The organism is Bacillus sp. 1735sda2 (assembly GCF_024159245.1).
In the GTDB taxonomy this organism is placed as follows: domain Bacteria; phylum Bacillota; class Bacilli; order Bacillales; family Bacillaceae; genus Bacillus; species Bacillus pumilus_O.
Genome location: NZ_JAMYWZ010000001.1, coordinates 3,108,683 through 3,130,739, shown reverse-complemented (window position 1 = coordinate 3,130,739; position 22,057 = coordinate 3,108,683). Strand labels below are relative to the sequence as shown.

Genomic DNA, 22,057 nt, shown 5'->3' with positions numbered 1-22,057 from the left:
TTGATGCCGTAGCTTTGAAAAAGAGGAAAAAGTGAGAAAGACCGTTTAACATAAGGATTTTCAGTTTAAAGCCTTGAAAATTGGATCAGAACTCGCTATTATTGTTAAGGGAACTAAATATTAATTTTTTATGAATTTTTGTCGGATACGGTCAAATGCTTTCGTTTTATGTAGGTGAAAGTTCAGATTTTCACATACTTATTTTTTGTTTAAATTTCATAAAATGCCGGAAATCGGTTGAGAATAACGATATGTAATTCTTTATCCGTTTTACAGCAAATTTAAAAAAGGTGGATGTGATTCCAGTGAATAAACCGAAAATCGTTGTATTAGGTGCAGGTTATGGCGGATTAATGACTGTAACAAGATTAACAAAACAGCTTGGCACAAATGATGCGGACATTACTCTTGTGAACAAGCATAATTATCATTACGAAACAACATGGTTACATGAAGCAAGTGCAGGTACGCTTCATCATGACCGCTGTCGTTACCAAATCAAAGATGTGATTAACAGTTCCCGTGTCAACTTTGTACAAGCAACAGTTGAAAGCATTAATAAGGAAGAGAAGAAAGTTGTGACATCAGATGGCGAACTTTCTTACGACTACCTTGTTGTTGCGCTTGGTGCTGTTCCTGAAACATTTGGTATTGCAGGACTGAAAGAGTATGCATTCTCAATCTCTAACATCAACTCTGCTCGTCAGCTTCGTGAGCACATTGAACTTCAATTTGCGACGTATAATACGGAAGCTGAAAAACGTACAGAGCGCTTGACAATCGTTGTCGGCGGTGCGGGCTTCACAGGTATTGAGTTCCTTGGTGAGCTTGGAAACCGTGTGCCTGAGCTTTGCAAAGAGTATGATATTGATCAAAAAGACGTACGTATCATCTGTGTAGAAGCTGCACCAACAGCTCTTCCAGGATTCGATCCTGAATTGATCGACTATGCAATGAACTACCTTCAAGGTAAAGGTGTTGAGTTCAAAATTGGTACAGCGATCAAAGAATGTACGCCTGAAGGCATCATTGTTGGAAAAGACGATGATACTGAAGAAATCAAAGCTGAAACTGTTGTTTGGGCTGCTGGTGTACGCGGTAACCCAATCGTTGAAGAAGCTGGATTTGAAAACATGCGCGGCCGCGTAAAAGTTTCTCCAGACCTTCGTGTACCAGAAAATGATGATGTATTCATCATCGGTGACTGTTCATTGATCATCAATGAAGAAATCAACCGTCCATACCCACCAACTGCACAAATCGCAATGCAGCAAGGTGAAACAGTAGCGAAAAACCTTGGAGCACTAGTGAAAGGTGGATCTCTTGAAAACTTTAAGCCAGACATCAAAGGAACAGTTGCTTCTCTTGGTGAACATGACGCTGTAGGTGTTGCGTTTGGTAAGAAACTTCAAGGAACAAAAGCTTCAGCCATGAAGAAAATCATCGACAACCGTTCTTTATTCATGGTTGGCGGACCAGGACTTGTTCTGAAAAAAGGAAAATTCAAGTTCTTCTAAACCGATATAGACAAAAACGTGTATCCTCGTGATGCACGTTTTTTTTTGACAGATTTTCTTACTTGGTGATCGGGAATAAAGTATGGTATGATGAATTATCAGAAAATTTAGATAAGGGAGTGAGCAATATGAACGCACATACAAAAGAAAAAAAGTCCACCTGTCAATATTGTTCGGGGAAAGGATATTTTCAGCTATTGCTCGGCGGATCTGAAACATGTGAGGAATGTAAAGGGACAGGGAAGAAGCTTTAATCTAACTGCTTTTTCCATTGATTGACTTCATCTCTATTTCCAAGTTAAACTAATGATGGGATATTTGGGGGTGGAGATGAAGTGATCAGTTTACCAGTCGTTATTATTTCCGTTATTTTATTTTTCGTGTTATTCTTCGGCATTGGCTTTTTGCTCAATATGCTGCTGAGAATGTCATGGATAATGGCTATTTTATATCCAATTGTATGCCTTTTCATTATCAACAATCAAAAGATGATCGCTTATGTGAGAGAACCGGGCATCGCTTTTTCAGGTATAGGAGACCGCATAGTCTCTCTCGCTGCGGCTGATATTATTATCTTGTTAAGCGGTCTGATTGGTGCAATTGTATCAGGTGTTGTCATTAATGCACTTCGAAAAAGAGGATATCAAATGTTTTAACTCACTTGTAGATAGGCAAGTGGGTTTTTTTTGTTTCTCCTTTGTATAGTTTCCATTTTGTTTGGAAACAAATAGATGGGTAGAGGAGTGACAAATAAAGATGAAAACATGGATGAAACGATTGTTCATGACAGCCCTTTTTATGCTTGCTCTTTTGACAAGCTTTACGGGCATATCTGGAGTTGAAGCAAGTGATGTAGCTGGCTGGGTGAAAGAGGCGGATCCTGGCAAGCAAGTATCTTCTTTTTTCCAACAGCAAAAAAGAGAAACGATGGCACTCAAAAGTGATGAGTTGCGGGCTAATTCTCTCGAAGAAGCGTTTAATTGGAATGATTACCCGAAGCAAAAGGTTGTTGCCACAGGTTATACAGCAGGTGTGGAATCAACAGGTAAAACGAAAGAACACCATGCATATGGCATTACATATTCAGGCGTCAAAGTAAAACGTGATTTATATTCAACTGTGGCGGCGGACCCATCCGTCTTTCCAATTGGAACGGTGCTCTTTATCCCAAACTATGGCTACGGAGTGGTCGCAGATACGGGAAAAGCCATTAAAGGTCATAAGCTTGATTTATACTATGAAACCGTAGATGATGTGTATAGAGAATGGGGCAAAAAAGTGCTCGATGTGTATGTCATCAAGAAGGGCGAAGGAACGTTAACGGAAAAAGACTTGAACGAGCTGAATGAAGCAAAATCAATGCAAGTATTCCGTCAGCAGTTTCAAGCCAATAAAGAATAAAAAAAGCTTTGGACAAGTTTTAGGTCCAAAGCTTTTTTCGCTTCTACATGAAGTAATAGTCTAAGATGAGTGTCAGTAAGATCCCTGTTAAGCCGCCAAAGAAGACTTCAATCGGCTTATGACCAAGAAGCTCTTTCAATTTCTTTTGCTTTTCTTTTTCTTCCGCACTCGGGAAATTCTTTGCTTCAGAAACAAATCGGTTAAAATCTGTTACGAGCTTGTTCAGTACAGTCGCCTGTTCTCCTGCCTGTCTGCGTACACCTGTTGCATCGAACATGGTAATAATCGCAAAGATGGCGGAAATCGCAAAGATCGATGTATTGAGCCCGTGCTCTAAAGCCACTGCTGTTGAGAGTGCTGTTACGGCTGCGGAGTGTGAACTTGGCATTCCGCCTGTGCTTGTAATGAGCGACCAATCTAGTCGTCTAGAAATGATAAATTGAATCGGTACTTTTACAAATTGAGCAAAAAAGATGGCTGCAAGACTGGCAAGCAGCGGAAAATTCGTCAGTACGCTCATGAACAAGAAACATCCTCTCTGTAAGAAAAAATATCGTGCAAAATGATGGACTGTGTATCCTAGTATGATGAAAAAATGATAGCAGATTCAAAAGCTGCCAAGTCCATGTTCAATTATAACATTAAAGAAAGTAGATGTGGAACGAGGAGACGCGGACGGGCTGTCCAAGTTTTCATCGCTTTTTCATGATGCCCTTCCGCGTGTGAAAATATAAATGTTCATCAAGTAAAGACAGACTGGCAATGATCGTATAGACCCGCAAATTTTGATATAATAGAAGTTCCAATGTGAAAAATGGAGTTCATTGAAGGAGCGTGTGATAAATATGTTTTTCTCGACAAATGAATTGCAACATAAAGATACACTGGCGATCGGACTTTTTCAAAAGAGCCAATTATCAGGAAAAGCAAAAGAAATGGATGAATTACTTGAAGGACGAATCACTGAATTATTAAAAGAAGGCGATATTTCATCTAAACGAAATCAGCTTTCGAAGTTTTTCCCATCCCCTGAAACAGGCATCAAACGCATTTATTTTGTCGGCCTTGGGAAGGAATCAGATTACACGTTTGAAGAGGCAAAAGAAGGTTTTGCACATTTATTTAGAAAGCTTCATCAAGATAAAAAGCAAGCGGTTTCGGTTTTACTGGATACGTTTATTGGAAAGGATTTGCCTGCCCAAGATGCAGCCCATGCCCTTTCTGAAAGCTGCCTTTTAGCTACATATGAATTACAAGATTTTAAACATAAAACAAATGAACCGGATCGCTTTATTGAGTTTGTTTATGCAATGACGGATCATGATACGACTGAAATTCAGGCAAGTCTGAAAGTGGGCGAGGTCTACGGACAGTCCGTCAATTCGGCTCGTACCCTCGTGAACATGCCGCCGAATATGCTCACATCCTCTGATCTGGCTTCGTACGCGGCAGAGCTTGCATATAAATACGAATTTGAAATTGAAATTTTAGATAAAGAACAAATGGAAGAGCTCGGAATGGGCGGGATTCTAGCTGTCAATAGAGGCTCAACAGAACCACCAAAGCTCATCGTTCTGAAATATCAAGGCAAGGAAGAATGGACGGACGTGATTGGGCTTGTCGGTAAAGGCATCACATATGATACCGGTGGCTATTCATTAAAGCCAAGAGCCAGTATGATTGGGATGAAAACTGATATGGGCGGCTCAGCGTCTGTTTTAGGTGCCATGGAAATCATCGGTGAACTGCGCCCAGAGCAAAATGTCATTGCTGTCATTGCTTCAACCGATAATATGATCTCAGCTGATGCCATGAAACCGGATGACGTCATTGTGTCGCTTAGCGGTAAAACAATCGAGGTACTGAATACGGATGCAGAGGGTCGTCTTGTTTTAGCAGATGGGGTGACATATGCGAAACAGCACGGTGCCTCTGTTCTTATAGACGTGGCGACATTAACCGGCGGAGTCATTGTGGCACTTGGAAATGAGACAACAGGCGTCATGACGAATAACGATGAACTGTATGCCCAGTTTAAAGAGGCATCAGAAGAATGCGGAGAAATGATTTGGCAGCTGCCAATCACCGAAAAAGATAAAAAGCGCGTACGAAACAGCAAAATGGCGGATCTTAATAACTCACCAGGCCGTGATGGACATGCGATCATGGGAGGAGCATTCATTGGTGAATTCGCTGAGAATACGCCTTGGGTTCACTTGGATATTGCAGGAACAGCCACAACAGAAAAGCCTTCATGCTTTGGGCCAACAGGTGCGACAGGTGTGATGGTACGGTCACTTGCCACCTTTGTGGAAAGATTTGAAGGTAAGAAATAAAGGATGAGGCTCTGCCAACTGGCGGGGCCTTTTTTATGTAGGCCATACGCCATTTGACGAAGAAAATTTTCTATGGTAACATACGTTGGTACTTTAATTATCTACTACATTAGTAAACTAAAGGATTTCGGGGGTTTCATCATGAATGCAGTTGTGATAGCGGTTCTTTTAATGTTGATATTAAGCTTGCTGCGGGTCAATGTGGTTATTGCCCTAGCACTTGGTGCTTTAGCTGGCGGACTTGCAGGTGGATTAGGCCTTGGAGGAACAGTTGAAGCCTTTACGGATGGTCTCGGAGGAAATGCGACAGTGGCGATTAGTTATGCGCTATTAGGGGCATTTGCTGCGGCGCTGACGAAAACAGGTCTTCCAGACGCCATGGTTGAAGGGGCAGTGAAGCTTCTAGGAAAAGAAGGCGACTCAAGAAGAAAAACATTATCAAAAGTACTGATCATTCTTGTGATTTTGATCGTATCTTGTTTTTCACAAAACGTCGTTCCAGTTCACATTGCCTTTATTCCAGTCTTAATTCCGCCATTATTAAAAGTGTTTAACGAGCTTCAAATTGACCGCAGACTGCTAGCGTGTGTCATGACCTTCGGACTCACTGCACCATATATTTTACTTCCAGTCGGTTTTGGACAGATTTTCCACGGAATGCTTCGTGATAACATGAAAGAGGCAGGATTAACTGTACAATTATCAGATGTTCCACTAGCCATGCTTATTCCTGTAGGGGGCATGATGCTCGGACTTCTTATTTCACTTTTCGTGTATCGGAAACCAAGGGTATATGAGGATCGAGATATCACGGACGTAGAAAAATCAGCTTATACGAAAAAGAGTTTATTGCTTGCAGTGCTGGCTATCCTTGTTTCACTTATTGTCCAGCTTTATTTATCTCAAAGCCTTGGTGTGGAAGGTATGATCTTCGGTGCACTGGCAGGCCTTCTTGTTCTGTTTGCCACAGGCATGATGAAACGAGATGAAGCGGATGCGCTAATTACTTCCGGTATGAATATGATGGCATTTATCGGCTTTGTCATGCTTGTAGCGGCTGGGTTTGCCAACGTATTGACGAAAACAGGAGATATTGAACAACTAGTGAAAGCATCTTCTCAGTTCATTGGAAACAATCAAAGCGTAGCGGCCATTTTAATGCTATTAGTTGGTTTACTTGTGACAATGGGGATCGGTTCATCCTTTGCGACGATTCCAATCATTACAACCATTTTTGTTCCGTTATGTATGCACCTAGGATTTAGCCCACTAGCTACCATTGCTATTATTGGTTCAGCTGCGGCTGTTGGGGATGCAGGTTCACCTGCAAGTGACAGTACGCTTGGACCGACATCTGGATTGAATATGGATGGACAGCATCACCACATTTGGGGTACTTGTGTTCCAACCTTCGTATTTTATAATGTTCCGCTTGTCCTATTCGGCTGGCTTGCGGCAATTATTCTTTAACATGAAAGCTTGTAGAGAAAACGTTGTTTTTTCTATAAGCTTTTTTGTGTGATGTTTTTTCATTTATTTACTTTGTGAAGATTGAAAATAATTAGGACTAAAGTATGAATGAAATGAATCTTTCTTTCTCTTTCTTACGTATATATGCTGATAAAAATGAAAAGGGGAAGATGCGAGATGTCATTTTTTAAAAAGCTAGCGGCAAGTGCTGGGATTGGTGCAGCGAAAGTAGATACCATTTTGGAGAAAAACGCCTATTATCCAGGACAAGATGTAAGGGGAACCGTCCATGTAAAGGGCGGGAAAATCTCTCAGGACATTCGCTATATCAATGTCAAGATTCAAACACAGTATGTGATTGTAAAAGATGATGAAGAGCATAGAAAATATGTGAATATCTTTACTTTACGGGTGACGGATTTTTTTACCATCCAGCCTGAAGAAAAACATGAATTTCCGTTTTCATTTATTCTTCCTATCGATACCCCGATGACGATCGGAAAAGTAGAAATTGCAGTAATGACAGACCTTGATATCCAAGGCGGAATTGATAAATCAGACTATGACCGCATTTTCGTTGAAGCACATCCTTGGGTGAGAAATGTACTGGAGGCCACTAGAAATCTTGGCTTCCACCTGAACGAAGCAGACTGTGAGCAAGCCCCTTACTTCCAGCGCCGCCTGCCATTCGTCCAAGAATTCGAGTTCATTCCGACATCAGATGTCTATCGTTATATGCTTGATGAATTAGAGTTGATTTTTCTAATAGATGAAGGCGGCTTAGACATTGTGTTTGAAGTCGACCGCAGAGCAAGAGGCCTCAGAGGGTGGCTTGAGGAGATGTATAACGATGGAGAACAGCTGGTACGCTACCGTTTCAGTCCAGCAGATCTTGAAGATATAGAAGTGCTTGAAGGGATGCTAGAAGGAATCATCGATCAATACGCAGAGTAATGATGAAAAAAGAGCCTAATGCATCAGGCTCTTTTTTTCTATGATCAATGTCTGCCCTTATGATGCAGCTTGTTGTTTTCGAAAGGACGTGGCTTTTGAAACAGAGCGATAAATTTTAGGTGCCAGCATCGCAAGTAATATCGTCAATGCGTAATCTTTCACCATAAACCAGATCATAAAGAACCACGTGGTTTGATAAGAAATCGGAGCATTCAGCCACACATTTAATGCGAAGTACGTATAAGTCGTTCCGATCAGATACATGACGGTCGTACCAGCAATAGCTGCAAGTAAAAAGCGGGCAAAGCCAGGATTTCTTCTTTTTTCTAAGATGAATCCAGCTAGCCAGGCAGCAGGAATATACGATAAGACAAAACCACCGCTTTTGCCTAAAATCACCCCAAAGCCTGCTGAGAACTGTGCGAATACAGGAGCGCCAGCAATTCCAACCAAGGCATACACAATCATCGCTAATGCGCCAAGCCGTCTGCCAAGCAAAAGACCAGCAAGTACGCAAAAAAAAGGCTGCATCGTAAGTGGAATTCCGCCGACCTGTAAAAACGGTACAATGGATGTGATATTCGCTCCAATCGCCATGAGTGCAGCAAACATTCCGACTAATACAAAATCAGCGGTTCTTGTTTTCTGTTGCATGATGTTTCCCCCTGTCTTATCTGTACAAATAGATTAAGGGGATGAGGGTTATTTGTCAACCTGTTTTTTATATTAGTTAACAATAAAACCCGCCCATCAAAAGGGCGGGTCTGTATTAAGCTTCTGTCATAGAAGACGCATCAATCGCTTGATGAACAGGCACATAATCATAGCCAAGATCACGTGCGACTGCTTCATATGTGATATGTCCGTTCATGACATTCACACCTTCTGCAATGGCTTTGTTTTCTTGAATAGCTTTTGCAGCGCCTTTATGAGCAATTTGCAGCGCATATGGAACGGTGACATTTGTTAAAGCAACAGTCGATGTCCGTGGAACGGCTCCAGGCATATTGGCGACAGCATAATGTAAAATACCGTGTTTTTCATAAGTAGGCTGATCATGTGTTGTGATATGATCGATTGTTTCGACAATGCCGCCTTGGTCAATGGCTACGTCTACGATGACGGAACCAGGCTTCATTTGTTTGACCATTTCTTCCGTCACAAGCGTTGGTGCTTTGGCACCTGGGATCAATACAGCACAAATGAGAAGGTCTGCCTCGCTGACTGAATCGGCGATGTTGACAGGGTTAGACATTAACGTTTTCATTTGATGACCAAATTGATCGTCCAGCTGACGTAAGCGTTCTGCGTTTACGTCAATCAGAGTGACATCTGCGCCAAGTCCAATCGCCATTTTTGCTGCGTTTGTTCCAACAACACCGCCGCCTATAATCGTGACCTTTCCTCTTGATACCCCTGGTACGCCTGCGAGCAAGATGCCTTTACCGCCTTTTGGCTTTTCTAAAAATTGTGCACCGATTTGAGCGGCCATTCTACCTGCCACCTCAGACATAGGTGTTAAGAGAGGGAGTGATTTTCCGTCCGTTACTGTTTCATAAGCAATAGCTGTGACGCCTTTTTGTTTTAAAGCTTCAGCCAAGGAGGGCTCTGCCGCAAGATGCAGGTACGTAAATAAGATGAGTCCTTCTCTGAAATATGAATATTCCTCAGGTAATGGTTCTTTTACCTTCATGATCATATCAGAAGACGCCCAAACATCTTTCGCTTGATCAAGAATTTCTGCACCAACAGATACATAATCGTCATCAGTGAATCCGCTTCCAAAACCAGCGTTTGTTTCAATCAAAATCTGATGTCCAGCTGAAAGTAATTGAGAAGCTGCTCCTGGTGTTAATGCCACTCGGTTTTCATTGTTCTTAATCTCTTTCGGAATGCCGATGATCATGTTTATTCCTCCCATGCTTATCTATTCATATTGTATGTCTAGTGTATCCTGAATGTTTAAAAAATGCTTCGGTTGAAATAAAAAATAAAAAAACGCCTCTTTGTGAAATTTCACAAATGGACGTTTTTTAGCTTCATATCAAGGTATATGGTCATTTTCTCATTCATGTTTTTTAAATCGATTTCTGCAATGTCTGTAATACGTTTTAATCTGTAATTCAATGTATTGATGTGGATGTTTAATTGCTTTGCCGCAATATTGGCATTGCTATCACAGTCAATAAACCGTTCAAGGGTTTCAACTAGGTTGGAATGATGCCTCAGGTCGTAATCTTCCAGCTTTGATAAAGAGTAACTGGAGTAAGATGAGCCCCTTCGTTTTTCAGCGAGGACATCTAAATATTGATAAATACCGAGTTCAGAAAAACTGTGCAAACGTTCGGTTTCAACAGGGAATCGCTCCTTTGTTTTTAATACAGCGAGTGCTTCTTTATAAGATGGCTGAATATGAGAGATGTTATCGTAAATTCCACCAATCGCTGCTTGAACGTGATGGATATGATAACGGTCAGACAGTTGCTGCAGCATGCCGCTTGTGAATTGTTTAATGTCCTGCAGCGGGTGCTCTGTTTTTGGTGAGACAAGAATAATGAATTCGTGAAAATCAACAGTCGTTAACAACACTTGGACTTGCTGCGTTGTTTCAAGTAAATAAGATAGCTTTTTTTCTGTGTCATCTGTGAGTTCGTCACGAAGCCGGAAGATGATGATGGCATACGTGTCTGGACATCTGATGCCGAGTCTTAAAAATAGGTCGAGCATCTCATCTTTTTCATGAATATGACCAGTGAGCATCTTCCAAAAAAGTTCCTGATTGCGTTCCTCTGTTTTCGATTTGCGAATTTGTAAGTTAAGTAATTTGTTTTTTACAGCATGTGCTGCCATCTTCAGAAGGTCCATGTCTTCTTCTGAAAAAGGTTGTGTGGATTCAATTGCCCAGATAAAACCGAGTACTTCTTTGTCCTTCCAGATTGAAATGGCAACCCTGCTAGATAAACCCACCTCTGCAATTTGAGGGACACGAAGCGGTTCGTCTGTTTTAAGAAGTGTAGGAATGATGCCGTCCTTCCAAAGCCGATTAATGACTTTTTCCGGTACACGGCGGGAGATAATGGTTGAAGTTCTGGCGGGATCCGTAAAATCATTATGTGTACTATAGGCCAACAATCGATGATGCGTATCTTCTATAGTAATAGGGCAATTGAGCACATCACTAATTTGGTCTGCCACATCCTCTAAACGATCAAGACTATACTTAAATGGATCTGTCTTTTTTTTCATAAAAACCCCTGCTTTTTCGAATATTTCACGTACTTACATTATGAAGAGAAAGCGGTACGTAAATCAATAACAAAATGCCAGAAATTAAAAAAAGAGATCGCTATGAGAAGCGAGCGCATCATGCTGAAAGAAGGCGAAAAAGAAATAGTACAATAATAACGTAGTAATAAATCAATAGGCGGAAAGATTCAGTGATGTGTGTCTACTCTTATTAAGAATATATGACCAAAAAAATGTTAAATACTAGATAAAAAGCGAAAATACAGTAATTCTATAGACTCATTTTGTAAAATAAAAACAGATTTGTTTGACTGTGTATCATTTCTGTTTTTATAATAATAACGTCAAAAAATAAGTGGATTAGCCCATTATATGGCGGCTATGCACGGGAGGTAATGAGGAATATGTCAGGAATTATTCGCGTAACCCCAGAAGAACTAAGAGCGACCGCTAAGCAATATGGTGTTGAAAGTCAAGAAGTGTTAAACCAAGTTGATCGTCTAAATAGAATGATCTCAGATTTAAAAGGTATGTGGGAAGGTGCTTCTAGTGAAGCGTTTGCTGATCAATACGAGCAGTTAAAGCCTTCATTCATCAAAATGTCTGATCTATTAACAGATGTCAGCAATCAGCTTGATCAAACGGCAAATACACTTGAAAGCACTGACCAAGACATCGCCAGCCAAATCCGCGGCTAATCAAAGGGAATTCCTTTCTAAGTGTGAAAAGCAGAAAAAGCGCCGAGTCTGTCAATGGATGCCGGCGCTCTTTCTATTTTGTGAGGTGGAAATTTGTGTATATCGATATTACCATCGACTTAAAAAATTATGATGGCAGTGTGTTTGATTTGAGACTATCAAATTATTTACATATTAAACAAGTCATCCATATCGCCTGGCAGGCAAAACAAATCTCACTTCCTAAGCGAGAAGGCGGCTGGGTGCGAGTAGTCAATAAGAAAGCTGTGTTTTCAGGCGAATATAAGCTGTCAGACTGTGGAATCACCACAGGAGACAGGCTGGAAATACTATGAAAGGACTTTTGTAAATGGCAGATAAAAAGAGTTCCTATTTAGAAGAACAATTAGAAGCAGTGATGAAAAAAAAGGGCGGCACCTACAGCTTCATTTTTCAAAGAGAGACCATTAAACTCTTAGACGGTTTAGAAGCGGCACCGATCAAAGACATCAACCCTTCATTTAAAAAAGAGATTCAATTAACTGAAGATGAGGTTATTATTTCTATTCAACCGCCTCCTGCCTATCAGGAATTTCGTTTCATCCATGCGAAGGATGAAAAAAGCAAATGGATTTTTTCATACCAGCTTGTCGATGCAGTGTGCAAACACGACGTGAAGCGGCTGCATCCTATTGTTTCTCCTGAAAACATTGTTTTTCATCAAGGCTTAGCTCCTGCATTTTTGCATTACGGCGTCAAAGAAAGCATCCCGCCATATGAAACGGATGAGCAACGTTTACTAAAAGAAGTCAAAGCCGTCATTCTTCGAGTGGTGGACCATGAATATCAGTTTCAAGAATATGTGGCTTACAGCGAAACGCTGAAACTATCTGAATTGGCAAAAGAAATCAGCGAAACGCAGTCTCTGGAAGAATTGTCTGCCCTCATTCAGCAAAAGATCGAAGCGATTGAAACGAAAGAGAAAACGTTATTAACCATTCCGAAAAAGAAATGGAAGATCGAACGATATATCGGACTAGGTCTGCTTGTCCTATTAATTCCTGCATTGGTGTACACCATTTATACCTTCTTTTTTGCGATGCCGAAACAAGAAGCGTATGTGGAGGCAAACAAATATTATCTCAACAAACAGTACAGCCAAGTGGTGGATACGTTAGAAAAATATTCAGCCAATCAAATGCCGGTTTCCCTTCAATATGAACTGGCCATTTCGTATGTACAAACAAATCAAGGCAATCTGTTACTCGATCAACATAAAAAAGAAATCACAGATACATACACATTGCAGACTGATCCGCAATATTTTCTTTTCTGGATTCATATTGGACAAGGCAATAGCAAGGAAGCACTTGATATTGCACGTGTCCTTGGAGACGACCGGTACATATTTACGGCACTCGTCGCCTATCGCAATGACATTCAAAACGATGACAGTCTTTCTGCAGAAGAAAAACAAAAACAGCTAGATCCAATTATTAAGGAAATGGCGAAATATGAAGAAAAAGAAACAACGGAGACAAGCACCAATGACTCCTCAGGCGCAAGCCAAACAGATGAAGCTGCTGAACAAAAAGAGCAGTCAAAAGCTGATCAAGAGAAAAAAGAGAAAGAATCTGAAGTGAAAAAGAAAACCTCTCAGACGAAAAAAGATGAGAAAAAATAATTCTTTCGATACAACTGACAGTTGGTGCTGTCCTATGAGGAGGTGGAGCGTTTGAGTCTTCTTTGGGTTTTTTATGAGGAGGATTATCAAACCGTCCGTTTAGACGAGCAGTTCAATCGAGAAGCTGTGATTGGACCTGAAATAGAGCATACGGTGACAATCCCTTCACTTTCGTTTGATGAAGGAGTCATCCGTTTAACTCCCGATGAACCGAATGATGGCTTTTCCATTTATCAGGGTGAAGAGAAGAAAGGCACATTGCTTCCACATGAACCATATAAGCTTGGACCACTGACCCTTATTTTAATGGAAGCACATCATGATCAACACATTTATTACCTAGGAAATAGAGTCGAGCTGTCTTTTTCACGTGAGAAAAAAGATGAGATCGATGTGTGGAAAGAACAAGCGCATCCTATGTTTCAAGATGCGAACCAGTTTACTTTAGAGAAAATCGAAGGAACTTGGTATGTCATGCCTCAGGACGAAACGATTTATGTGAACGGGAAAAAAATTCACGGGCCAGAGCGAATTGATGCCGGGGATGAGTTGTTCTGGAACTTTCTAACGGTGACATTGAAAGATGATGATTTATTGCAGGTGACTGCATATGAACCCTTTCAAACACGTTTGGAAAAAACAGGAGCACCAAGCACAGAAACAAAACAAAAATATCCTTTATATAGACGAACACCCCGTTTAATTTATGATCTGCCAGATGATCGGGTTTCCTTTAGCTTTCCTTCGCAGGAGAGTGAAAATAACAGCAGAGGGCTTTGGCTTGTTGTCCTCCCGCCACTTGTGATGCTTCTTGTGATGGGAATTGTTGCGCTTGTCCAGCCGCGCGGAATCTTTATTGTCGTGTCGATGGCAATGTTTATCATGACATTAATCACATCGTCTGTTCAATACTTTAAAGAGAAATCACAACGCAAAAGACGGGAAGAGAAACGGCAGAGAGTCTATTCTCTTTACTTAGAAAATAAACGAAAAGAGCTGCAAGAGCTCTACGACCGCCAGCAATATATTTTGACATATCATTATCCGTCATTTGAACAAATGAAGTATTTAACGTCAGAAATTAGCGGCCGAATTTGGGAAAAAACACTTGTGAGTGATGATTTCTTGCAGTTGCGTCTTGGGACGGGTGCAGTCCCGTCAAGCTATGAACTATCGATGAGCGGCGGTGACATGGCCAATCGAGACATTGATGATTTAATGGAACAAACGCAGCACATGCAACAGGTTTATCGTGAAGTGAAGGATGTACCCATCACATTTGGTCTTGCCGATGGCCCAACTGGATTGATTGGAAAGCCAGCCATTGTAAAAAAGGAGCTTCATCAACTTGTCGGACAGCTTGCTTTCTCGCACAGCTATCATGATTTAAGATTTGTGTTTATTTTTCATGAGCAAGAGTATGAGAATTGGGAATGGATGAAATGGCTTCCGCATTTCCAGCTACCTCATACATACGGCAAAGGGTTTATTTACAACGAACAAACACGTGATCAGCTGTTGTCCTCGATTTATGAAATTTTACGTGAGCGTGATTTAGAAGAAGAAAAAGAGAAGAAGATCTTTACGCCTCACTTTGTGTTTATCGTGACAAATCATGAGCTCATTGCTGAACATGTGATTTTAGAGTATTTAGAAGGCAGCCGAACGGACCTTGGCATCTCCATTATTTTTGCTGCTGAAACAAAGGAAAGCTTAGCTGAAAATATCTCGACGCTTGTCCGTTATATTAACGAAGAAGAAGGAGATATTCTCATTCAGCACAAAAAAGCCGTCCGAATTCCATTTCAGCTTGATACACATGAGCGCATGGACAATGAGCTGTTTGCCAGAACGCTGAGAACATTAGATCATCAAGTTGGCATGACCAATTCGATTCCTGAAACGGTCTCTTTCCTTGATCTATTTCATGCCAAACAGGTAGAAGAGATCGGCATTCGTGATAAATGGCTCACATCAGAAACGGCCAAATCACTATCTGTACCAATCGGTTATAAAGGGAAAAATGACATTGTGGATCTGAACCTGCACGAAAAAGCACATGGCCCGCATGGTCTGTTGGCGGGAACAACAGGATCGGGGAAAAGTGAATTTTTACAGACGTACATTTTATCGCTCGCTGTACACTTTCATCCGCATGAAGTCGCTTTCCTATTGATTGACTATAAAGGAGGCGGAATGGCGCAGCCGTTCCGAAATATTCCTCATTTACTTGGCACGATCACCAATATTGAAGGCAGTAAGAACTTTAGTGAAAGGGCGCTTGCCTCAATTAAAAGTGAGTTGAAGAAAAGACAACGCTTGTTTGATCAATATCATGTGAATCACATCAATGATTATACGAAGCTCTATAAGGAGAAAAAGGCTGAACAGGCAATGCCTCATTTATTCTTAATCTCTGATGAGTTCGCCGAATTAAAAAGTGAAGAGCCCGACTTTATTAGAGAGCTTGTCAGTGCGGCACGTATCGGCCGAAGCCTCGGGGTTCATCTCATTTTGGCTACCCAAAAACCAGGCGGGGTCATCGATGATCAGATTTGGAGTAACTCCCGCTTTAAGGTCGCACTCAAAGTACAAGATGCGTCAGACAGTAAGGAGATATTGAAAAATAGTGATGCGGCGTCCATTACCGTGACAGGACGCGGCTACTTACAAGTAGGAAACAATGAAATTTATGAATTGTTCCAATCAGCTTGGAGCGGTGCGCCGTATATGGAAGATGGCTACGGATCAGAAGATGATATTGCCATTGTGACAGATACTGGGCTTATTCCGCTTTCAGGAGTTAGTACCGAACCGGCTGTCAAAAAAGAGACAGTGTCGGAGATTTCTGCTGTTGTAGATGAAATTGAACGTATGCAGCAGGAGCTTGGGATTGAGAAGCTCCCAAGTCCATGGCTTCCACCGCTCGAAGAACGGATTCCAAAATCACGTTATGCGTCGAGTGAAGAGCATGTCTTCCATTTTGCGCTTGTCGATGAGCCAGATCAGCAGAGCCAGCATCCACTTTCTTATCAAATGATGGAAGATGGGAACATTGGGATCTTTGGTTCCTCTGGCTACGGAAAATCACTTGCTGCAACAACACTCCTCATGAGCTTTGCGGAGAGATATTCACCAGAAGAATGGCATGCTTATATTTATGACTTCGGAAACGGAACATTGCTTCCATTAGCCAAGCTGCCACACACAGCAGATTATTTCTTAATGGATCAAATGAGAAAGATTCAAAAGTCGATGACGCGTCTGCGGGAAGAGGTTGAATACCGCAAGCGGTTATTCAGGCAGCAAGAAATGAGTCATATCAAAATGTACAACGCTTTAAATGAGAAAAAGCTCCCATTCATTTTCATCGTGATCGATAACTTTGACATAGTCAAAGACGAAATGCATGAACTTGAATCAGAATTTATCCAACTGAGCCGTGATGGACAATCATTAGGAATTTACTTCTTGATTACAGCAACTCGGGTAAACGCAGTCCGTCAATCTCTTATGAACAACTTGAAAACAAAGGTCGTCCATTACTTAATGGATCAAGGAGAGGCGTACTCGATTATTGGCAGACCGAAATTTAGCTTAGAGCCGATTCCAGGGCGAGTCATTATCAACAAAGAAGAGCTTTACTTTGCACAAATGTTCCTGCCAGTTGAAGGAGAGAACGATCTCGAGCTGTTTGAGCATTTGAAACAAGAGATCCAGCTTCTTCATGATCGCTTTGCATCAGCTGAAAAACCAAAACCTGTACCAATGCTTCCTGATAAACTAACCATTTGGGAGCTAGAGAGTCGGTTAGAAGAACAAAAACAGCCGTATGACATTCCAGTCGGACTAGATGAAGAATCTGTTGCACCTGTTTACTTTGACTTGAAGAAGAATAAACATTGCCTCATCATCGGTCAAACGCAGCGAGGAAAAACAAATGTGACAAAACTGATGCTTGATCAGCTATTAGCAGCAAAACCTGAGAAGCTAGCCGTCTTTGATTCGATCGATCGGGGTCTCTCTCATTACGCAAAAGAAGAGAACATTGATTACCTTGAAACAAAGGATGATATCACCGAATGGGCAGAGGAAATAGACCGTTTATTCAAGGGACGTGAAGAGGTGTACGTCGAAGCTGTGCGCCGTGGAGAGACTGATCAGTTGTCGTTTTCTCAAATTGTGCTTGTGATTGATGGCATTACACGTTTTCAGCAGACGATCGATCCGCGTCTTCAAGACCAATTGGCTGATTTCATGAAGTCATATGCACATCTAGGCTTTAGCCTGATCGCATCAGGGAATCATACCGAATTTAGCAAAGGCTATGATGCACTCACAAACGAAATCAAACAAGTTCGTCATGCCATGTTACTCATGAAAAAATCAGAACAAAACATCATACCGCTTCCGTATGCAAGACAAGAACCAGATATTCAGCCAGGTTTCGGATATTTGGTTGAAAACGGGAAAGAGAAGAAAATCCAAGTTCCTTTATGTGCGGTAGAAAGGAAGAGTGTTCAATGACAGAGCAGCAAAAAAGCTCCATCAAAATCATATCGACGATGATATTGATTCTGGTTCTGCCGGTTTTATTTTTCCACCTCATTGGAGATGATCCGGCAAAACAGAAAAAGAATGCCACACGTAATATTGCTGTGGTCAATGAGGATATGGGGGCGAGCGAAAGTGAAAACACCGCTCGTTTCGGACAAGATGTCGTCGCTGCCTTATCAGAGCGTCCAGATTATACATGGACTGTAGTGAACCGGAGTGCGGCGGAAAATGGATTGAAAAGCAGAAAGTATGACGCTGTCCTCTATATTCCGTCTGATTTCTCTAAAAATGTGCTGAGCTATGATAAAGACCATCCTGAGAAGGCATCCATTCAATTTTCCATTCAAGATCAGCTCAATTCAGTCAATAAAGAGAAAGTGCAAAGAGAGCTGGAAAATGCGCAGAAGAAAATGAATGAACAGATGTCGACGTTATATTGGAGTTTTGTATCACAGGAAATCGGCAATGTTAGAGAAGAGTTTGAGCATATTGTCGGCAAAGAAGTTGAATTCCAAAACACGATGTATAACTTCTATAAGCCGAACTCAAACAAACTATCAGATGCGGTTCAGCAACAGAAGAAACAAATAGAAGAATTAAAAAATGCAATGACCGACTCGCAGAAGCAATATAAAGACGGTCTGAGTACGACAGAAGAAGCAAAGAACCAGTTAAAGGATTTTGTAAAAGTAGTCGATCAATACCAGCAGTATCAAGACAAACAAAAGGACCTCTTGATCAAAGCGCAATCGACAAACCAAAAACAAATTCAGCAGGGGCTCAAACAGCTCGCTGATATTCAAAACCAAAATGCCCGCAGCTTCAGTGATCAAATGGGTGGACTCAAAACAGATATCAACGGAGTACAAAGTCAGTTAAACACAACGGACAGCGCCATTCAAACTGTTCAAAAGTCGAGAGAAGACGCTATTCCTAAGCAATCAACGGGATTAACGGAACTTGTAAAGACGTCTCAGGAAGAACTGATTAAAAAGTATGAAGACCGTTACTTAGAAGACTATCGAAATAAAATATCAGCCTTGCAGACAAAGCTATTGGCAAAAAGGCAAGAGTTGATGGACGAGCCTGAGCCTCCAGTTGATTCTGAAGATGACGGGCAATCAGATCAAGATAATGAAACCCCTGAAGAGATTGGAATTAACCTAGATGAAGAAACAAATGAGCTCTCGCAAATTTCAATAGAAATGAACGACCTTGCAGATCAATTAGTAGAACAGGAGACACCGCCTTCTTCTGAAGATGGGGAAGTAGGAGAAAATGATGAAAATCCTGCTCAGCCAGATACCGGCAGCAAGAATTCATCGCAGGATGACCTAAAAGCACTCTCAACTCGCTTAGATGAAGTGAAAAAGAAAATTCAAGAGAAAGCTTCCGCTCATAATGATGAATTAAAAGACAAAGTGAGTCAAATGAGTAAAGAGCTCGAGAAGCTTACGAAAAAAGTAGAAAAGCTTGAAAAGATGTTCCTATGGTTACAAGATCGATATAATGTGATTCCAAATGAAATCAAAAGCCAGGAATCCACTATTTTAAGCAAAGTAAAAGAGCTGAAACGCAGAAACTCACCGATTGGTGGAGCATTTAATGACAATCTTTTTGAGAAAAAATTCGAAACAAAATCAACAAGAACTAAAAAATTAATGGAGTATTCCAATCAACTCTCTCAGCTAGAGCTGATGATCGCAAACGTCTATCAACCATCTAATAACTCTTCTTTATATGACACAAAAGAAGAGAATATCCAGTCCATCCTCTCCATCAAAAAAGAGGAAACGGAAAACTGGGATACGCTCAAAAAACAAATGCTGACGTCAAACGATGATGTGTCTACTTTTATTGATGAGATGCAGAAGTTTTCAGATGGCTATGCAGAATACATTTCGACTCAGCAGGCAAGCATGGAACAGGAATTAAACACAATTTCTGAAAGTGCGGACAATGTTGCGGAGCAAATGGCTGATCAAGGAGATGCAGTGTATACAGCGGACCTTGCAGGCAGTTCAATTGTTGTCAGTGCGCAGGATTCAATTGGTCAAGAAGTGCTTCGACTTTCTGAAAATATGAGTTCGTTAACCGACCGCCAAAAAGGAGTGGCAGATTATACGAATAACATTGAAGAGAGTGTGACAACGGTCCAAGAAAAAGCGGATACGCTGAATGAAAACTGGAGCAAGAATGTTCATTCCACGAAACTTGTTCAGCAAGATTTGAAAGGTATTTTAGGAAACACATTAAGTGATCAAGGCAACAGCAACTATGTGTATAATCACTTAGCCAATCCGCTGAAAATCAGTGGTGATGTACCAGAAGAAAAAACGCAGACTGTACCCCCAGTGGTCATTTTGATCATTGTGATGATCAGTAGTTTGTTAATAGGCTTTTTCAGCTCGTATTATGCGGCCGCTCCGATGCTGGTGAAAGGTGCACTGTTTGGCATCTTAAATCTATTAGTCGGGCTCATGATCAGCTTATTTGGACTAAACATTTACAAGCTTGCAGATGATCAAGCGATTCAGTGGTCCATTTTCACGATTTTACTATTAGTGGCTTGTTCCGCCTTTATTCGCACGGCGTTCCTATTCGGCTCTATTGCCGGATGGATGGCAGCAACGGCGCTTATTTTCTTCTTTGTCGCACCATTAATTGATTTGGTGATGCCGAATTTCCATTTCACCAACCCAGTGACAGACGTGTACTTGTCCATCCAATATGGAAATGGAGATCACTTTGGAATGGGTGTGATAGGATTAATGATTTTAACTGTCCTCTTCATGGTCATCCCGTTTGTGACAAAGCTATGGAAAGATAAAACGGAGGAACGTGATGTGACTCATGAGGCTTAATCTGTTCGTGAAAGGGATGGCACTTGGTGTCATGTCCCTTTTTCTCCTCATTCCTGCTGCTTTCGCTGCTGGTGAAGATACGGATACAAACGTCAAGCCGAATGAATATCAAGAAAAAAAACTTGATATTAACTCAAGTATATTGAGGGATCAAACGAAATACGAACAAAGCAAAAAGACATCAACAGTTAAAACAGACATTCATTTTGCTGAACCGCCTAAAACTCCGGGAGGGTCTCTTTCACCGCAGCTTTTCAGTGATCTAAAAGAGAACCCGCCCAAAACATCAGCTCACATGATGGAAGAGATGAATATCTCTTTTCGTGATGCCGCAGTATCGACACCTTCTGGCGAAGATCAAGAGAAGCAGTCATCTGCACTGCTTCCGATCATCTTTGGTTTCTTCATCGTCTTTGGTATCGTTGTGATGTTTATTCTGATTCCAAAGGTCAATGTGAAGGCTGAAAAGAAATAGCCTGTCTCTTTAAAGGAGGCAGGCTTTTCTTTATGCAGATTGCTTGAAGTCGTACCGTTTCACTACGTAAAATAAGGTTATCAAGGGAGGAGATTGTCATTCGAATTTCAATCGTTACAGGCGGATCAAAAGGATTTGGTCTAGCACTTGTGAACCGGCTGCTTGCGCGCGGAGATCATGTGTACACAGCAGCAAGAAGTGCATCACCGATTTCTCATCCGAAACTTACACATACACAGGTCGATCTGACAGATGAGAAAGCAGCAGCCCAATGGCTTCAAGATTGTCTCGTGCCGCAAACACTGGCAGCAGCTGATGACATCTTATTTGTCAATAATGCAGGCATGGTGACCCCAATCAAGCGTGTGGGGCAAGGCGGACAGGATATGCTTCATCAGCATTATACGTTGAATCTTGTGATTCCTGTTTTGCTGAGTCATGTATTTGTTCAGCAGACTCAATCATTTAATGGAAAGAAAATGATCGTTCACCTTTCTTCTGGAGCGGCGAAAAATCCTTATAAAGGCTGGAGTGCGTATTGCAGCTCAAAGGCAGGGCTTGATATGTTTATGAGGACTTTGCATGAGGAGCAGAAGGACGAGGCATATCCAATTAACACGTTTTCATTTTCCCCAGGCACGATTGATACAGATATGCAGGGAGAGATTCGAAAATCATCAAAACAGGACTTCGAACAGATTGACCGTTTTCAGCAATTATATGAAACAGGCACACTAAAGAGTCCAGATGAAGTCGCATGTATTTTGCTTGATCTTTTAGCGGATGATCCAGCTGGCGGCGTCGTATATGATGCACGTGAGTATGGAAAAAAGCAGTCATAACGACTGCTTTTTTCCGTCTTGTACAAGCAAAACC

At 41.4% G+C, this 22,057-nt stretch carries 18 protein-coding genes; 14 read left to right on the top strand and 4 right to left on the bottom strand.

Annotated elements, in window-relative coordinates; translation table 11 throughout:
• The first annotated feature begins 299 nt into the window (after positions 1 to 299).
• The 4 genes from NKR21_RS16465 (at position 300) to NKR21_RS16450 (ending at position 2,918) form a co-directional block, all read left to right on the top strand.
• Complete coding sequence (locus NKR21_RS16465; protein ID WP_186299639.1) at positions 300 to 1,517, top strand: NAD(P)/FAD-dependent oxidoreductase; 1,218 nt, start codon at positions 300 to 302, stop codon at positions 1,515 to 1,517.
• Positions 1,518 to 1,645: 128 nt separating this feature from the next.
• Complete coding sequence (locus NKR21_RS16460) at positions 1,646 to 1,771, top strand: YuiA family protein (RefSeq protein ID WP_157957789.1); 126 nt, start codon at positions 1,646 to 1,648, stop codon at positions 1,769 to 1,771.
• A gap of 81 nt (positions 1,772 to 1,852) precedes the next feature.
• Positions 1,853 to 2,173 carry a YuiB family protein gene (locus NKR21_RS16455; protein WP_088000833.1) on the top strand — a complete coding sequence of 107 codons (321 nt, stop codon included), beginning with the start codon at positions 1,853 to 1,855 and terminating at the stop codon, positions 2,171 to 2,173.
• A gap of 100 nt (positions 2,174 to 2,273) precedes the next feature.
• On the top strand, positions 2,274 to 2,918 hold the full coding sequence (locus NKR21_RS16450) for a 3D domain-containing protein (RefSeq protein ID WP_144456386.1): 645 nt from the start codon (positions 2,274 to 2,276) through the stop codon (positions 2,916 to 2,918).
• Positions 2,919 to 2,961: 43 nt separating this feature from the next.
• Here the strand turns inward: NKR21_RS16450 and NKR21_RS16445 are convergent, their stop codons facing one another.
• On the bottom strand, positions 2,962 to 3,438 hold the full coding sequence (locus NKR21_RS16445; protein WP_003212726.1) for a divergent PAP2 family protein: 477 nt from the start codon (positions 3,436 to 3,438) through the stop codon (positions 2,962 to 2,964).
• Between the two features lie 325 nt (positions 3,439 to 3,763).
• On the opposite strand from NKR21_RS16445, the gene NKR21_RS16440 reads away from it, so the two are divergent.
• The 3 genes from NKR21_RS16440 to NKR21_RS16430 all read left to right on the top strand — a co-directional run bounded on the left by NKR21_RS16440 (position 3,764) and on the right by NKR21_RS16430 (position 7,678).
• On the top strand, positions 3,764 to 5,254 hold the full coding sequence (locus NKR21_RS16440; RefSeq protein WP_144456384.1) for a leucyl aminopeptidase: 1,491 nt from the start codon (positions 3,764 to 3,766) through the stop codon (positions 5,252 to 5,254).
• A gap of 141 nt (positions 5,255 to 5,395) precedes the next feature.
• Complete coding sequence (locus NKR21_RS16435; RefSeq protein WP_012011128.1) at positions 5,396 to 6,724, top strand: Na+/H+ antiporter family protein; 1,329 nt, start codon at positions 5,396 to 5,398, stop codon at positions 6,722 to 6,724.
• 177 nt (positions 6,725 to 6,901) lie between these two features.
• Entirely contained in the window at positions 6,902 to 7,678 is a 777-nt protein-coding gene (locus NKR21_RS16430; protein WP_144456382.1) for a sporulation protein, read from the top strand.
• Between the two features lie 57 nt (positions 7,679 to 7,735).
• Here NKR21_RS16430 and NKR21_RS16425 read toward each other — a convergent pair whose 3' ends face one another.
• The 3 genes from NKR21_RS16425 to NKR21_RS16415 form a co-directional block, all read right to left on the bottom strand.
• A complete protein-coding gene (locus NKR21_RS16425; RefSeq protein WP_012011126.1) occupies positions 7,736 to 8,332 on the bottom strand; it encodes a biotin transporter BioY in 597 nt (198 codons plus the stop codon).
• Between the two features lie 115 nt (positions 8,333 to 8,447).
• Entirely contained in the window at positions 8,448 to 9,584 is a 1,137-nt protein-coding gene (gene ald / locus NKR21_RS16420; RefSeq protein WP_044140831.1) for an alanine dehydrogenase, read from the bottom strand.
• A gap of 110 nt (positions 9,585 to 9,694) precedes the next feature.
• Complete coding sequence (locus NKR21_RS16415) at positions 9,695 to 10,924, bottom strand: sporulation transcriptional activator AdeR (RefSeq protein WP_012011124.1); 1,230 nt, start codon at positions 10,922 to 10,924, stop codon at positions 9,695 to 9,697.
• Between the two features lie 404 nt (positions 10,925 to 11,328).
• Between NKR21_RS16415 and NKR21_RS16410 the strand changes: the two genes are divergently transcribed.
• The 7 genes from NKR21_RS16410 (at position 11,329) to NKR21_RS16380 (ending at position 22,023) form a co-directional block, all read left to right on the top strand.
• Positions 11,329 to 11,622: a WXG100 family type VII secretion target gene (locus NKR21_RS16410; protein ID WP_003213769.1), complete on the top strand. Its 294-nt coding sequence runs from the start codon at positions 11,329 to 11,331 to the stop codon at positions 11,620 to 11,622.
• A gap of 95 nt (positions 11,623 to 11,717) precedes the next feature.
• Positions 11,718 to 11,957 (top strand): ESX secretion system protein YukD, encoded by a 240-nt coding sequence (gene yukD, locus NKR21_RS16405; protein ID WP_003213579.1) that lies wholly within the window; start codon positions 11,718 to 11,720, stop codon positions 11,955 to 11,957.
• 14 nt (positions 11,958 to 11,971) lie between these two features.
• Positions 11,972 to 13,285: a type VII secretion protein EssB gene (gene essB, locus NKR21_RS16400; RefSeq protein ID WP_144456379.1), complete on the top strand. Its 1,314-nt coding sequence runs from the start codon at positions 11,972 to 11,974 to the stop codon at positions 13,283 to 13,285.
• A gap of 51 nt (positions 13,286 to 13,336) precedes the next feature.
• On the top strand, positions 13,337 to 17,812 hold the full coding sequence (gene essC / locus NKR21_RS16395; RefSeq protein WP_144456377.1) for a type VII secretion protein EssC: 4,476 nt from the start codon (positions 13,337 to 13,339) through the stop codon (positions 17,810 to 17,812).
• Positions 17,809 to 20,706 carry a type VII secretion protein EsaA gene (gene esaA / locus NKR21_RS16390; RefSeq protein ID WP_119125307.1) on the top strand — a complete coding sequence of 966 codons (2,898 nt, stop codon included), beginning with the start codon at positions 17,809 to 17,811 and terminating at the stop codon, positions 20,704 to 20,706. Before essC ends, esaA begins: the two co-directional genes overlap by 4 nt.
• Positions 20,696 to 21,181, top strand: a complete 486-nt coding sequence (gene essA, locus NKR21_RS16385; RefSeq protein WP_088000849.1) for a type VII secretion protein EssA — start codon at positions 20,696 to 20,698, stop codon at positions 21,179 to 21,181. Before esaA ends, essA begins: the two co-directional genes overlap by 11 nt.
• Before the next feature lie 98 nt (positions 21,182 to 21,279).
• The gene (locus tag NKR21_RS16380; RefSeq protein ID WP_041815895.1) at positions 21,280 to 22,023 is read left to right on the top strand and encodes a (S)-benzoin forming benzil reductase; all 744 of its coding nucleotides are present in this window, start codon (positions 21,280 to 21,282) and stop codon (positions 22,021 to 22,023) included.
• Positions 22,024 to 22,057 lie beyond the last annotated feature (34 nt).